20 protein-coding genes and 1 pseudogene are annotated in these 12262 nt (G+C 43.2%); 16 read left to right on the forward strand and 5 right to left on the reverse strand.

Translation table 11 applies throughout. The annotated features are described in order from the left end of the window. Positions 1-72 precede the first annotated feature (72 nt). Positions 73-1902: an AAA family ATPase gene (locus IB196_RS08615; RefSeq protein ID WP_188232092.1), complete on the forward strand. Its 1830-nt coding sequence runs from the start codon at positions 73-75 to the stop codon at positions 1900-1902. 23 nt (positions 1903-1925) lie between these two features. Further along, positions 1926-2966, forward strand: coding sequence for a DNA cytosine methyltransferase (locus tag IB196_RS08620; protein WP_188232099.1), 1041 nt, complete (start codon positions 1926-1928; stop codon positions 2964-2966). Here IB196_RS08620 and IB196_RS08625 read toward each other — a convergent pair. From IB196_RS08625 to IB196_RS08635, 3 genes and pseudogenes are all read right to left on the reverse strand, one after another. Further along, on the reverse strand, positions 2963-3994 hold the full coding sequence (locus IB196_RS08625) for a tyrosine-type recombinase/integrase (protein WP_188232093.1): 1032 nt from the start codon (positions 3992-3994) through the stop codon (positions 2963-2965). The two genes, IB196_RS08620 and IB196_RS08625, sit on opposite strands and share 4 nt — an antisense overlap. Further along, entirely contained in the window at positions 3969-4211 is a 243-nt protein-coding gene (locus IB196_RS08630) for a DUF4224 domain-containing protein (protein WP_072041425.1), read from the reverse strand. The genes IB196_RS08625 and IB196_RS08630 overlap by 26 nt, the downstream gene beginning before the upstream one ends. A gap of 70 nt (positions 4212-4281) precedes the next feature. Continuing rightward, positions 4282-4530 (reverse strand): annotated as a pseudogene (locus IB196_RS08635) (3'-5' exonuclease); the annotation flags it as partial. Between the two features lie 217 nt (positions 4531-4747). Here IB196_RS08635 and IB196_RS08640 point away from each other — a divergent pair. From IB196_RS08640 to IB196_RS08665, 6 genes are all read left to right on the forward strand, one after another. Continuing rightward, positions 4748-4981 (forward strand): DinI family protein, encoded by a 234-nt coding sequence (locus IB196_RS08640; RefSeq protein WP_040230717.1) that lies wholly within the window; start codon positions 4748-4750, stop codon positions 4979-4981. 45 nt (positions 4982-5026) lie between these two features. Next, the gene (locus IB196_RS08645) at positions 5027-5272 is read left to right on the forward strand and encodes a hypothetical protein (protein WP_048221170.1); all 246 of its coding nucleotides are present in this window, start codon (positions 5027-5029) and stop codon (positions 5270-5272) included. Positions 5273-5400: 128 nt separating this feature from the next. After that, positions 5401-5601 (forward strand): hypothetical protein, encoded by a 201-nt coding sequence (locus IB196_RS08650; RefSeq protein WP_040230718.1) that lies wholly within the window; start codon positions 5401-5403, stop codon positions 5599-5601. 2 nt (positions 5602-5603) lie between these two features. Next, positions 5604-5963: a RusA family crossover junction endodeoxyribonuclease gene (locus IB196_RS08655; protein ID WP_072041430.1), complete on the forward strand. Its 360-nt coding sequence runs from the start codon at positions 5604-5606 to the stop codon at positions 5961-5963. Then, on the forward strand, positions 5960-7000 hold the full coding sequence (locus IB196_RS08660) for a DUF968 domain-containing protein (RefSeq protein WP_040230720.1): 1041 nt from the start codon (positions 5960-5962) through the stop codon (positions 6998-7000). Before IB196_RS08655 ends, IB196_RS08660 begins: the two co-directional genes overlap by 4 nt. A gap of 14 nt (positions 7001-7014) precedes the next feature. Then, complete coding sequence (locus IB196_RS08665) at positions 7015-7446, forward strand: antiterminator Q family protein (RefSeq protein ID WP_052463721.1); 432 nt, start codon at positions 7015-7017, stop codon at positions 7444-7446. Positions 7447-7732: 286 nt separating this feature from the next. On the opposite strand, the gene cspF is transcribed toward IB196_RS08665, so the two are convergent. Then, a complete protein-coding gene (gene cspF / locus IB196_RS08670) occupies positions 7733-7945 on the reverse strand; it encodes a cold shock-like protein CspF (RefSeq protein ID WP_072041427.1) in 213 nt (70 codons plus the stop codon). 296 nt (positions 7946-8241) lie between these two features. Between cspF and cspA the strand changes: the two genes are divergently transcribed. After that, positions 8242-8457: an RNA chaperone/antiterminator CspA gene (cspA, locus tag IB196_RS08675; RefSeq protein WP_040230721.1), complete on the forward strand. Its 216-nt coding sequence runs from the start codon at positions 8242-8244 to the stop codon at positions 8455-8457. Positions 8458-8864: 407 nt separating this feature from the next. On the opposite strand, the gene IB196_RS08680 is transcribed toward cspA, so the two are convergent. Continuing rightward, a complete protein-coding gene (locus IB196_RS08680) occupies positions 8865-9035 on the reverse strand; it encodes a YnfU family zinc-binding protein (RefSeq protein ID WP_162835200.1) in 171 nt (56 codons plus the stop codon). 345 nt (positions 9036-9380) lie between these two features. Here IB196_RS08680 and IB196_RS08685 point away from each other — a divergent pair, with 345 nt between their 5' ends. The 7 genes from IB196_RS08685 (at position 9381) to IB196_RS08715 (ending at position 12144) form a co-directional block, all read left to right on the forward strand. Then, positions 9381-9569: a hypothetical protein gene (locus IB196_RS08685; RefSeq protein ID WP_040230722.1), complete on the forward strand. Its 189-nt coding sequence runs from the start codon at positions 9381-9383 to the stop codon at positions 9567-9569. Positions 9570-9724: 155 nt separating this feature from the next. Then, positions 9725-10003 carry a phage holin gene (locus IB196_RS08690; protein WP_001568784.1) on the forward strand — a complete coding sequence of 93 codons (279 nt, stop codon included), beginning with the start codon at positions 9725-9727 and terminating at the stop codon, positions 10001-10003. Further along, the gene (locus tag IB196_RS08695) at positions 9975-10523 is read left to right on the forward strand and encodes a lysozyme (RefSeq protein WP_040230723.1); all 549 of its coding nucleotides are present in this window, start codon (positions 9975-9977) and stop codon (positions 10521-10523) included. The genes IB196_RS08690 and IB196_RS08695 overlap by 29 nt, the downstream gene beginning before the upstream one ends. After that, positions 10520-11056, forward strand: a complete 537-nt coding sequence (locus IB196_RS08700; protein WP_188232094.1) for a DUF2514 domain-containing protein — start codon at positions 10520-10522, stop codon at positions 11054-11056. Before IB196_RS08695 ends, IB196_RS08700 begins: the two co-directional genes overlap by 4 nt. A 372-nt stretch (positions 11057-11428) precedes the next feature. Further along, positions 11429-11641 (forward strand): cold shock protein CspG, encoded by a 213-nt coding sequence (gene cspG, locus IB196_RS08705; RefSeq protein WP_003841958.1) that lies wholly within the window; start codon positions 11429-11431, stop codon positions 11639-11641. Positions 11642-11651: 10 nt separating this feature from the next. Then, positions 11652-11840 (forward strand): cold-shock protein, encoded by a 189-nt coding sequence (locus tag IB196_RS08710; RefSeq protein WP_082031717.1) that lies wholly within the window; start codon positions 11652-11654, stop codon positions 11838-11840. A 73-nt stretch (positions 11841-11913) separates the two neighbouring features. Next, positions 11914-12144, forward strand: coding sequence for a hypothetical protein (locus tag IB196_RS08715; protein WP_040230727.1), 231 nt, complete (start codon positions 11914-11916; stop codon positions 12142-12144). The last annotated feature ends 118 nt before the right edge of the window (positions 12145-12262 follow it).

The following is a 12262-nucleotide window of genomic DNA, read 5'->3' on the forward strand; positions in this document are numbered from 1 at the left end:
TCTTTTATCTACATTAAAAATCGCTATCATGTCACCCATAACCTATTAATAGCTTATGGATTTTAGCGAAAAATGAGTACTTCATCTTACAAGGACAAGATCCGTTCCCTTCAGCGTGCACTGAATGCCGGACAATTTGAGCCTTTCATACAGCATATCCGTTTTCCATACTTTAAAAACATAGAGCAGAATGCAAGAATCGACTTTCAATTTCCGATCACTGCTTTGGTTGGTCAAAATGGAACCAACAAAAGCTCTGTTATAAAGGCATTGTTTGGTTGCCCATATGGGAAAAGCATTACGCGCTATTGGTTTACTACAGAAACAGATGAATTTCCTGACCTACAACTTGCGGATGGAAGTTCTCTGAAACCTAGATACATTTATGGTTATAAAAACTCTGATGGACGCTTGGTCGAAATACTACAAACGCGTATTAATGCGACCAAACATACAATCGACTATTGGGAGACTAGTCGCCCGTCAGTTGGCGATAATATGGAAAGTGTTTCTGAGGTTTCAGGTGCAGAAAGTAATGCCACTCGATGGCAAAAGGTTAAAAAGGGATTGGTTTTCTTAGATTTCAGATCAGAAATAAGTGCTTTTGATAGATGTATGTATCACTCTGACTTTAAGTTGAGAAAAAAGAAAGATGGAAAATTGATCACAAAACAGGATTACATCAGAAGTAAGTCTAAATATATAAAGAAGGCTTTTGATGAAAAACTTAAAAATTTAAGACTTTGGGGTTCGGAAACCATTGTAAGAAATGTAACCTTAACACCCGATTTGGTTCAGGCTGTTTCATATATTTTGGGTAGAAATTATAAAGATATAAAATTTCTAGAGCATAGATTATGGGGAGCCAGAGGTGGGACTGCCTTACTTTCAACGGATAAACTAAACTATACTGAGGCTTTTGCTGGGAGTGGTGAATTCGCTATTGTTTCACTTGTACTTAGCATTTACTCAGCCAAACCTAATTCATTAATTCTTCTTGATGAACCAGAGGTTTCTCTACATCCAGGTGCTCAGAAGAGAATGATGGAAATTCTTTACTCTATTGTTGAGCAAAAAAAACACCAAGTAGTTGTTTCAACTCATTCTCCAGTTATTGTAAATTTGCTTCCGAAAGAAGCGATTAAGTTATTTATTTTTGATGAGGATAGTGAAACGGCAAAAATAGCTCAAAATATATCACCAGATGAGGCTTTCGTAGAGTTAGGTCATGATATTACAAAGAAAACTATAATTGTAGAAGATAAGTTAGCTAAAGAGATAATAGCCAAGGCAATTAAAAGTGATGATATGCTAAAGCTATCGTTTAATATAAGCTATATACCTGGTGGATCTGAGACTATATTAAGTAAGCACCTTCCAAGTTATGCTATGGTATCTCGTGATGATATTCTGTTTTTGCTGGATGGAGATAAAAATAAAAAAGTTAAACCGGTAAGAATTAGTGAGATCGCAGATGCTAATTTAGTTAAAACAATGCGCGAATATTACGGGTGTGAATTGGTTATCAATGCAAGTGGTAGTAATGGTAAGGCAAATGAACTTGAAGCAAATGCTCTGAAAAGACAAGCGCTTGAGTATGCTTTTCAGAAAGTACAGTATTTACCATTTAATACTCCTGAACAATTCCTTATCGAATCTGCTATATTGCCAGATGAACAAAATATAATTGATTCACAGAGTTGGGATGCTAATGATTTGGATATGTATAAAAAACAGATTAGATTATTAGCGCAACATCAATATGATAAAGAAGAAGTAGATTCAGGAGAGATTTTTTGTATTCAAAAAATAATGATTGCTAGACTTAAAGATGATTTACCAGAAATGGCGGAAATAAGAAAGGTAATTACTCAAGCTATTGAACGTGGTATCATTAAGTGACGATTTTGGAATTTGAGGGAAAAATGAAGAAAATCAAAGTGTTCGATTTCTTCTCCGGTTGTGGTGGAACTAGTCAAGGCTTCCACCAAGCTGGTATGGATGTTGTTTTTGGTCTGGATTTCGACGTAGATGCGGCCAATTCATTTCGTGCAAATTTCCCACAGGCTGAGTTTATTAATTCGGATATTCGAATTATTGAAAATGATGCTATAAAAAATCTGGTAGAGAATCATCGTAATGATTATATCCTTTTTTCAGGGTGTGCGCCTTGTCAGCCATACTCTAAGCAAAACTCAAATAAAAAATCTGATGATCCTCGGTTGGATTTATTAAAAGAATTCAGTCGTTTTGTAGAACATTATATGCCCGATTTCATTTTTGTTGAAAACGTGCCTGGAATGCAAAGGTTTAATAAAAATGAAGGGACATTCATGCTTTTTTTAGAAATGCTCACTTCAAATGGCTACAGTGTGGATTATAAAGTAATGCCGGCTGCATGGTACGGTGTGCCACAAACGCGGGAGAGACTAGTGCTTATTGCATCTAAAGATTTTGATGTTGCATTACCTTCCCCCACACATGGAATTGGAAACACACCTTATTCAACAGTCAAAGACTGGATCGGTAATCTTCCGAGGATAGAGGCGGGTGAAAAGCATAATAGTCTTCCTGATCATGAGGCTGCACGTTTATCAGAGCTTAATTTGCGTAGGATTAAATGTACCCCAGAGGGTGGCAGTCGAGAGTTCTGGCCTGATGAACTGATTTTGAAATGTCATCGTAACCATAAAGGCCATACAGATGTCTATGGCCGTCTGAGCTGGGATAAGCCTGCCAGTGGACTAACAACGCGCTGTATTAGTTATTCAAATGGACGTTTTGGACACCCGACACAAAATCGAGCAATATCTGTTCGTGAAGCAGCTTGTTTACAAACTTTCCCTTTGGATTATAAGTTTACTGGTTCTTTGCAATCTCGGGCTCGCCAAATAGGAAATGCGGTTCCCCCTAAGATGTCTGAGGCGATGGGTAAGCATTTACTTAATGTAATCAAAGCCTCCTAGGAGGCTTTGACTTTTTTTACAGTCTGTATATTTGGTAGATCAAGTGTGGGAGAAATTTTCACTTTTCTGTCATAAATCACAACTTGGCTTTCAGTTTTATGACCTGAGAATAGTTGTTTGTCCTTACTTGAACCTTCGTAATCAGATATTCCCTTGGCTTTGAGATCATGAAATGTACACGGCAGTTTTCTATCTAGTTTTTTTCCTGCTGCTTCCCTTGCGGTTTCCCACAGATCGTTAAACCCACTTTTCGAGTATTTAGTTTTTTTGCTGCTACAGATAACCGTTTCCCGCCCACCCAGAGTTTTTGCAAGTTCGATGGCGTTATGAAGCCGTTCAGTCCAGATTTTTATTTGTTTAGTCCCGGTCTTTCCCTGCTGGATAAAAATGCCTTCCTCGCTTACTTGCGACCATTTGAGAGAAAGTACATCGGAAACGCGAGCTGCGCATAAGTAAGATATCTCCATGCCAACCCGGAGAGCTGGTACCGCCTCTTCATAAATTGCCTGATATTCTTCGTCTGTCACGTACACGTCACGGGCTTTTAAAGAGAACTTGCGCACTCCTTTGCACGGATTTCCTTTCACGTACCCTCGTTCATATCCCCATGAGAAAACACGCGACATCCCGCCGAGTTCCTGGTTTGCCTGGTTAATGCTGCGCTGGCCACGTTTATCCATATAGATCCTGACCATCTCAATTTTTATGTCATCTGCTCGCATATTCCCGAACACTGGGACCAGGTTTTTTTCATACGATCTGTAATCAGTCTGCGTCCGTGGAGCCAGTTCAGCAAAAGCTGGGCTACTGGTGAATAACTTCCATAATTTAGAAAATGTCATCACGTCTGAACGCTTGGCTTTCTCTTCCTCATAACGCGCCCATAGCCGGGACATACTTGTCCCGGTAATAGGTGCAAGAGTTACGCTTTGTTTTGTTCCTTTTGGCTTCCACACATAGCTATAACGGTTTTTAGTTACGCGTGGCGGGAGGTGCTTGTCTTTAGGATCTTTTCTTGGTCTGCCCATTGATTGCGTCGTAATTTGGCTCAAGTGCAACATATTCATCGACCTTAGGTAATTCAGAAACTCCGGGACCAATACTTCTGCGCAATACAATTGGGCGGTTCCGCCCATCAGTGGTGAACGGTATGCCGTGACACCGCAGCTGTCGCTGCTGGTGGGTGTAGCGCTGATAGCCAGTAATTTCTGCAATTTCCTGAGGAGACAGTGTAAGTTCGTGCATAGCTCATCTCTCTGATGGCCTGCCTGTAAAAACATACCAGGCAGGAACCATAAATTGTGAAATTAGAAAATCAGTTTGCGGTCAGACGTTTCCAGATTGCAGAGACGTATTTGACCTGATGCCGGGCGTCAGAAAGTGCATTGTGCAAATCACCTTCAAACGGGATGTCGAAGCGCGGATTGATACCGACAGATTTACCCAGTTCAACCATGGTCCTTACGTCCCTGTCATTCCAGAACGGAACAGCGAAGGGCGTTTCTGTTAACACATACGCGCGGCGGAGAATGACGTTATCAAACGAACAGCCATTACCCCATAGCCACCATTAGCTGAATCTCTGGTAAGGGCTAACCTGACGAAGTTTTGTCAGCAGAAACAAATAGCGTCTTAATAAAACATTGCTAATTCAACCCGCTACGGCGGGTTTTCTTTTTTTACTACTGACAGAAATTTAACAATTTGTGCTCTTAAGCCGTTGATCATTTTCGTGTGTAGGTATACTGTATAAAAACACAGTATATGCAGTGGAGGCCATTATGAAAGTTGAATTAACCATTGATCGCATGAAAGAACTTCCTAAAGGCGCGGTACCAGCACTGGAGAAAGAATTGCTTAAGCGCCTGAATGATCACTATGACAATTGCAGGCTCACAATCCGCCGTGCCGGGTCAGATGGGTTAAATGTTTTAGGCGGTGACAAGGACGACAAAAAGAAAATTGAATCAATCCTCCAGGATACCTGGGAAAGCGCTGACGACTGGTTTTATTAATTATTTTGGGTGTTACTTTGATCCCGTTTGCATGGGGGAGTTTAGGTGAAAGAAAAAGTAGAATTGCCCAAAAAAGGCTACGCAGTCATCAGATGTCACGATGGGGTCATCGTTGCCAGACTGCAATCATTTCCAGAGTGTGAGCGCGCCCTGATGTACCGTCGCGGTAGCATGGTGTCTTTCATGCCTCTTCAGGATAATGAAATTATTGGTACACCTACGTTGTTTACTCAGATGCTGGAAAGGGCTGGTTATCGCGTTACCCAGAATTCTGTTACACTCCCGTCATAGGCCTGAACAACCTATACCTGCTGCGCCACAGGAGAAAGCCCCATGGCGCAAGATCAATTCAAGAAATCCCACGTACTGACGTTAACCAACGCCAGCGATTTTCTTTTTGCCGCATCCAGAGGTGCGTTATGAAGAAAAGCTGGTTTCAACATACCCAACTCACCACTGAGCAGGCTGACGAACTGGAAGCCCGCTATCACGCAAAGCAGATTAAGACCGTGCGTAGTCTGGATAATGACTTCGTTCATTGGACGATCAGCGCGTTCTTGCCAGAGGTATCTAAGCCTCCGCGTCAGGACAGAACCTGGCAACAACGGACATGGAGGTGAATGTGAAAGTCTACGATATCACCCCAATGGGTAAGCCCAGAATGACGCGCGCTGACAAATGGAAAAAGCGCCCTGAGGTTCTGCGTTACCGGGCTTTCTGTGATGAAGTACGTCTGCAGAGTGTTGATCTGCCGGAAAGCGGTTCGCATGTCACCTTTATTCTTCCGATGCCGGCGAGCTGGAGCAAAAAGAAACGGGCTGAGTTAAACGGTAAACCACACCAGGCTAAACCTGATTTCGACAACATGATGAAAGCCCTGATGGATGCCATCTACGAAGATGACGCTCACATCTGGGATTCACGTGTCACTAAATTATGGGGAGAGAAGGGACAAATAATTATCGGGGAGATAGCAGAATGAGGGCGCTGCTAAAACCCGTGGTTGCACGTGAGCTTGGAATTGTGCTGCTCAAGCCGGGCAGTGAGCTGATGTCATTATTCAGTTGTGAACGCGTGCTGGTGGAAAGCCAGCCAGCAGGTATGGAGCGTTTGCCTGCAGGCCGCGTTCCTGACGTTCGCCAGCCGCTTGCGTGTGACGAGTCCCTGCGACCGTTCTTCCTGGACGAAAAGGTTACAAAGGCTGCTGGTGGGTTAGGTGGTCTTGATTACTGGCTTATGCGTTATGGCGGTAACTGCTGCCAGTGGCCACACAGTGATTACCATTATCATGAGTTAACCATCCTACATCATGAACCCGGATCGGTTCTTCTGTGTGGGCATTGTGATAACCATCTGCGTGACCACTACAGCGAGCAACTTGCAGAGCTGGCGAGACGTAATGTTATTAACTGGATTATCAACAGCATCATGGTGGCGCTGAATCAGGATCCTTCCAAAGAATTGTCGCTGGCGGAGCTTTGCTGGTGGGCGGTACGTATGGGGGTTACCGACGCAATTCCCGAATCAGTAGCCGGTCGGGCGCTTCGTATTCCTTCGGAAGAACATCAGTCAGTCATGCGTGAATGCGATATCGAACCGGGTGTAACCGCCACCAGCATCATTACAGCTAAAGCCAGCACAGTAAACGTGAAAATGCCACCAGCGCAGGCACCAGCGGTTAAGCCCGTTGTTGGTGTTCTGGTCGATCCTGAATCCCCGCAAACTTATATGAAACGTCCAAAGCGGATCCGCTGGACGGCTCCCAGATATCTGGCATGGATTAAAACTCAACCCTGCGAATGTTGTAGGCGACCGGCAGATGATCCGCATCACCTGATTGGCCAGGGACAGGGGGGGATGGGAACAAAGGCGCACGACTTGTTTGTTATACCACTGTGCAGAGAACATCACGATGAGTTGCATGCTGATCCTGTGGCATTTGAAGCGAAATATGGTGACCAGTTGATGCTTGTTTTTCGCGTTATAGATCGTGCGCTGGCAATCGGCGTACTGGCATGAATAGAGGAGATAACATGCGAGATATTCAGATGGCTTTAAAACGATGGGGCGGTTGGGTCGCTAGTGATAGTTCAGGAGTGAACTATTCTCCAGTAGCAGCAGGATTCAAGGGGCTGTTGCCCCAGACATGCAAAACCAGATTGTCTTGCAGTGATAACGATGGGTTAATTATTAATTGCGCAATGGCCAGACTTAAGAAACATGATCCTCTTTTGTGTGTGATGCTTGAATGGTATTACGTCCATTGTATTCCCGTTCGTGTTATGGGGAAAAAGTTGGGAATTTCCCATACGCAAGTATTAAAGCGACTGCAGGCTGCTGAGGGTTTTATTGAAGGTTGCTTGGCGATGGTGGATGTAACTCTGGAGATGGATATAGAATGCCCGAGAAAAAATACTGGCACATATAAAGCAAAAAGGGTTGTGGAATTCCAAAAAGCTATTTAGTCTGTTAAGTATTGTTATTTCGCACCGCAATTTGTAATGACATCTGCTTGAATTTGCAGTGTTTTCCAGATGATACCATGATTCCTAGCCCCTGCTTTCAAGCTGGGGCCAGCAGGACGCGGCGAACTAACAGGTTAGATGAAAAGAAGTATAGTCGCTATCAGCGTGCAGCATGAGCTCTTAAGACCTGTCAGCCAGTCGTTTAAGTAGATTTTCGGATACATATGAAACTCTCCCTGTTTTTAAATTATCTATTATGATTCCAGAAGTCAGAGGGGGCTACAAGTCATGAGAGATATACGTTCGCTGCCGACGGGCCTCGAAGACCATTTATTCGACAAAACTCAACGCGTAATCCGGGAAGGAGTACTTCTGAGTCACGGAGGTTTAGAGCTGAAATGTGAAGCTGCACATCTTTGCGACCATCGGAGGGGGAGATTAGACCTTTTCCGCTTTTGCAGTCAAAGGCTGTGACAATACCTGTCATTTTACGAGACAAAAAAATTCCTTAAAGCTAATAACGAGGTGCACTATACACATGCTCATAGATAATGCCAGAAATACTTTTCGGCCATCGTGAGATCTGGATGGCTAAAATAAATATTGATTATTATATACGCCCATGCGTTAATGATTGTGTCGGTTTTAAGATCAGACAAAATACAAAGTAGTTTACTAAAGCAGTTCTCATTTCAGGTGTTGTATATTTATCCCTTCTTTGAGTCTCTCCACTAAGCGCTAAGTAGTTTCTGTAATAAAACCATGTTCGCCGGAAGGCCAAATTAAGGAATGAAAATGTCAAATAAAATGACTGGTTTAGTAAAATGGTTTAATGCTGATAAGGGATTCGGTTTTATCTCTCCTGCAGATGGTAGTAAAGATGTATTTGTTCATTTCTCTGCTATCCAGAGCGATAATTTCCGCACCTTGTTTGAAGGCCAAAAAGTCTCATTCTCCATTGAGAATGGTGCTAAAGGTCCGGTTGCCGGCAGTGTAGTTATCACAGAGTAAAATCCTTTTTTTGTCTGTATGCGATAACGATGACGGCTAAGGCCTGAGTAGATATACTGACAGAAGTAATGGATGTATTGTTGGATCAGTAGCGTTAGAATGTTACTGATCCAGCATTAAAGGCAACGGTGAGCATATTTCATCTCTATCTTGAAAAGAAAGTATACTGACCATTGTCGTTGAGTGTAGGTTCACTGCACGGAAAGTTTAACGGTAGAGACTAACTGCTTGCCTTACACTACTAAAGTATGCAAGGGGATGGTTTTCCCAGATATCATCATAATTACTATTCATTGAATATGAAAATACTAAACCCGCAGCCAGCGGGTTTTTTATTATCTGTAACTTGAATAATCTTAAAATACAGACGTAGTGATTCTGTGCGAGAAACGGTATCTCAAACAGATTCAGGCTGCTTCTTTTTGATTCGTCTGGAATACTTTATTGCAATGAGGACAGATTAAAAGGGAACCTTTTTGTACTCTTGAAAAACTGTGTTCAGATTGCTGGGTACAGTTTGGGCAGGTACATTTGACAAGATAGTTACGGCGTGATTTAGAGTCTTTACGTTCTGACATAGGCTTTTCCTTGATGGATGGACTTCAACTTTACCTTAATTTGCCCAGGAAATCTTAATTTTATGAAAAGATAGGAAGCTGATAAAAATATCGGTGACTGAATTGATATAGCCATTAGTAAGGTAACGCGCATAGATTGATTGTAATGAGTCGCCGAGAAGATAGTGGTTAGCGGTGAATAGCACTAAGAAAAAGTCTCGTAAAGAACCTGAGTATGAGAATGCCCCTATCTGAGAAAACGGACAGTGACCTAATGGGACGTCTCACCCTTGTCCGTTGTGTTTTCTTGCACAAACAGCATATGAGTCTTCCTTTACAATATGATTTTTAGTTATTGGGGGAGATATGAAGGAAGGGTATTACTGGATTCAGCATGTCGGTGTTGTACAGGTAGCGTACTATACGAATGACACTGTTGATGATCTGGAAACAGGTAAAACAATCACAGGTGTCTGGCATCTGACCAGAGGCGATGACATTTGCCATAACGGTGAAGCTGAGGTGCTACAAGGCCCAATCACTCCACCAATGTAAACACCCGTACTTACTCCGAGGCTGCCGCATGGCGGCCTTTTTCATTTCAGGCTCACGGGTATCACTCACTACGTGCTTTGTTGATAAATCCAGCACGTGAAGCCTGACCCTTTTCATACACACACAGCGCCATCCGAAAAATCGGAGGTGAGGCTATGACCAGAATGAGCACCATTTACAGCAGACTTTCATATGGAACAGGAACCACGCTGACCGGCTGCGGTGTATCAGCGAAGGCATATGCCGAAACAGCTAAAACAGCAAAAGAGGTGTCCTGGATGTTGGCCGACAGAATTGCAGGGTTAAGCCTGAGCGACTGGGCAATTATTGTCGGTATCGCATGCACAGTTATCACCTGTGCAGTGAACTGGTATTTCCGCTGGAAAGAACGGGAGGATCGGCGCAATGGCTATGCCACCAAAGCTGAAGAATAAACTGAGTGCAGCTGTCGTTGGTTTGATTCTTGCCGGGGCATCCGCGCCCGTTATTCTCGATCAGTTTCTGGATGAGAAAGAGGGGAATAGTCTGACGGCGTATCGCGACGGCGGAGGGCTCTGGACGATTTGCCGTGGCGCCACGATGGTTGATGATAAGCCGGTAGTTCAGGGCATGAAACTGTCTGCTGAGAAGTGCGCCCAGGTGAATGGCAAAGAACGCGACAAGGCGTTGGCGTGGGTTGAGCGAAATATCAAGGTACCACTGACCGAACCACAGAAAGCCGGGATCGCATCTTTCTGCCCATATAACATCGGTCCCGGAAAATGCTTCCCGTCTACTTTCTATAAGCGAATTAATACAGGAGACCGTAAAGGTGCATGTGAAGCCATTCGCTGGTGGATTAAAGACGGTGGTCGCGATTGTCGCCAGACCAAAGGCCAGAAAAATGGCTGCTATGGGCAGGTAGAGCGACGAGACCAGGAAAGCGCGCTGACGTGCTGGGGGATAGACCAGTGAGCCTGCGCTATCAGTTTATTGCCATTTTGCTGCTGGTGGCCGTCGCATTCATCGGCGGAAATGCCTGGAGTAACCGTGGCTGGGAAAGTAAGTGGGCGGAACGTGATAGTGTGGAATCATCGCAAATGGCGAACGCGCAGACCGCAGCCCGCATGATTGAACAAGGGCGAATTATTGCTCGGGATGAGGCCGTTAAAGATGCACAAGCACAAGTCGCTAAATCTGCTGCCACTGCTGCTGGCTTGTCTGCCACTGTTAGCCAGTTGCGCACCGAAGCAACAAAACTTGCCACCAGCCTGGATGCCGCAAAGCACACCGCAGATCTTGCCGCTACCGTCAGAAGCAAAACAGCCAGAGCCGACGTCACAATGCTCGCCGACATGCTCGGAAATATTGCAACAGAAGCTAAATATTATGCTGAGATTGCTGACGACCGCTTCTATGCCGGATTAACTTGTGAACGCGTATATGAGGTTATGAGAAATACCAATAATGGACGCATAGAAAAAAGGCAAAATAAAGATAAAAATTAAGAGGTTGGCACTTTTACATGTGATGGATATGAATTATCCAATGAATGAAATACGACTCATCCCTGAGTCAAAATCCCTGACAACTTAGGATGCTAGATAAAGGTCTTAAGCAGCATGACATGATTTTCGATTTAAGCTATTTAAATTAATTTTTATGCTCAAAGTTATGTGTTATTTCCTTACAAAACTAAATCTTGCTATGTTTGGTTAATCATGCGTTAATGAATCTCTGGTTTGTTACGAATTTATCTGAAGCAGTCGCTGAAGTAATTTTATTCCTTGTTCCTGTTGAGATTTCCTTGTTAGCTTTTCTCTCTGATAATTTTTTTCGGACCAATCTGCCCAAGGGCCCACTCAATTAAGGTAATGATTATGTCTAATAAAATGACTGGTTTAGTAAAATGGTTCAATCCTGAAAAAGGTTTTGGGTTTATCACCCCTAAGGACGGCAGTAAAGATGTGTTTGTACACTTCTCTGCTATCCAGAGCAATGATTTCAAAACTCTGAATGAGAATCAGGAAGTTGAATTTAGTGTTGAACAGGGACCCAAAGGACCCTCGGCAGTTAATGTCGTGGCTGTATAAGGTAACTGTTATTACTAATAATATTCACTTCAGATGCCCGTGTTGTCACGGATCTCAATACAGAACGTCAAACTTTGATGTTACTGAAAAAAATCCTTTCGGAGCAAAATGTATTTTTTGCAAATCAACAATGATAACATTTGATAATGTTGCACTATACATTCGTTCTGGTCAGTCTTCGTTAGATTTTAGAAAATAAATTTCAGGCTCCTTATGGAGCCTTTTTTGTATGCTTAACTGTTCATTTATGTAAGAACCATCACGGTATAATTATGAAAAAAGTAATTGTTTTTTTTAACTCAGAACCGGCAGTAGTTGTATCTGTAATGAAGGGTGTTACGACGATAATGCGTGAGTTTCCCAATGGAGAAAAAGCTCATTTATCCGTGATGTCTGCGGGATTCCCATCTCTGACTGGAGACCATAAAATAGTTTATGTGGCTTCTGACCGTGATGTCAGTTCCGAAGAGATTCTCGAGGCTGCATCGAAGCTTTTGAGATGAGAACTGGTTGTTTCGTGACCTACCCGGATTTTAGTACAGTAGTTTGTGGGGGCGCGAGCTCTTTTGCATGAAGATTGTACTGCAACCTCTTGATAATTGAGTCTTTCCATTCTATCTT

Source organism: Citrobacter sp. C6_1 (assembly GCF_014596835.2).
Lineage (GTDB): Bacteria > Pseudomonadota > Gammaproteobacteria > Enterobacterales > Enterobacteriaceae > Citrobacter > Citrobacter pasteurii.

Excerpts from the sequence above, each read along its gene's own strand:
- IB196_RS08615 (WP_188232092.1), top strand. The coding sequence starts at position 73 with ATGAGTACTTCATCTTACAAGGACAAGATCCGTTCCCTTCAGCGTGCA.
- IB196_RS08620 (WP_188232099.1), top strand. The coding sequence starts at position 1,926 with ATGAAGAAAATCAAAGTGTTCGATTTCTTCTCCGGTTGTGGTGGAACT.
- IB196_RS08625 (WP_188232093.1), bottom strand. The coding sequence starts at position 3,994 with ATGGGCAGACCAAGAAAAGATCCTAAAGACAAGCACCTCCCGCCACGC.
- IB196_RS08630 (WP_072041425.1), bottom strand. The coding sequence starts at position 4,211 with ATGCACGAACTTACACTGTCTCCTCAGGAAATTGCAGAAATTACTGGC.
- IB196_RS08640 (WP_040230717.1), top strand. The coding sequence starts at position 4,748 with ATGAAAGTTGAATTAACCATTGATCGCATGAAAGAACTTCCTAAAGGC.
- IB196_RS08650 (WP_040230718.1), top strand. The coding sequence starts at position 5,401 with ATGAAGAAAAGCTGGTTTCAACATACCCAACTCACCACTGAGCAGGCT.
- IB196_RS08660 (WP_040230720.1), top strand. The coding sequence starts at position 5,960 with ATGAGGGCGCTGCTAAAACCCGTGGTTGCACGTGAGCTTGGAATTGTG.
- IB196_RS08665 (WP_052463721.1), top strand. The coding sequence starts at position 7,015 with ATGCGAGATATTCAGATGGCTTTAAAACGATGGGGCGGTTGGGTCGCT.
- cspA (WP_040230721.1), top strand. The coding sequence starts at position 8,242 with ATGTCAAATAAAATGACTGGTTTAGTAAAATGGTTTAATGCTGATAAG.
- IB196_RS08680 (WP_162835200.1), bottom strand. The coding sequence starts at position 9,035 with ATGTCAGAACGTAAAGACTCTAAATCACGCCGTAACTATCTTGTCAAA.
- IB196_RS08685 (WP_040230722.1), top strand. The coding sequence starts at position 9,381 with ATGAAGGAAGGGTATTACTGGATTCAGCATGTCGGTGTTGTACAGGTA.
- IB196_RS08690 (WP_001568784.1), top strand. The coding sequence starts at position 9,725 with ATGACCAGAATGAGCACCATTTACAGCAGACTTTCATATGGAACAGGA.
- IB196_RS08695 (WP_040230723.1), top strand. The coding sequence starts at position 9,975 with ATGGCTATGCCACCAAAGCTGAAGAATAAACTGAGTGCAGCTGTCGTT.
- cspG (WP_003841958.1), top strand. The coding sequence starts at position 11,429 with ATGTCTAATAAAATGACTGGTTTAGTAAAATGGTTCAATCCTGAAAAA.
- IB196_RS08715 (WP_040230727.1), top strand. The coding sequence starts at position 11,914 with ATGAAAAAAGTAATTGTTTTTTTTAACTCAGAACCGGCAGTAGTTGTA.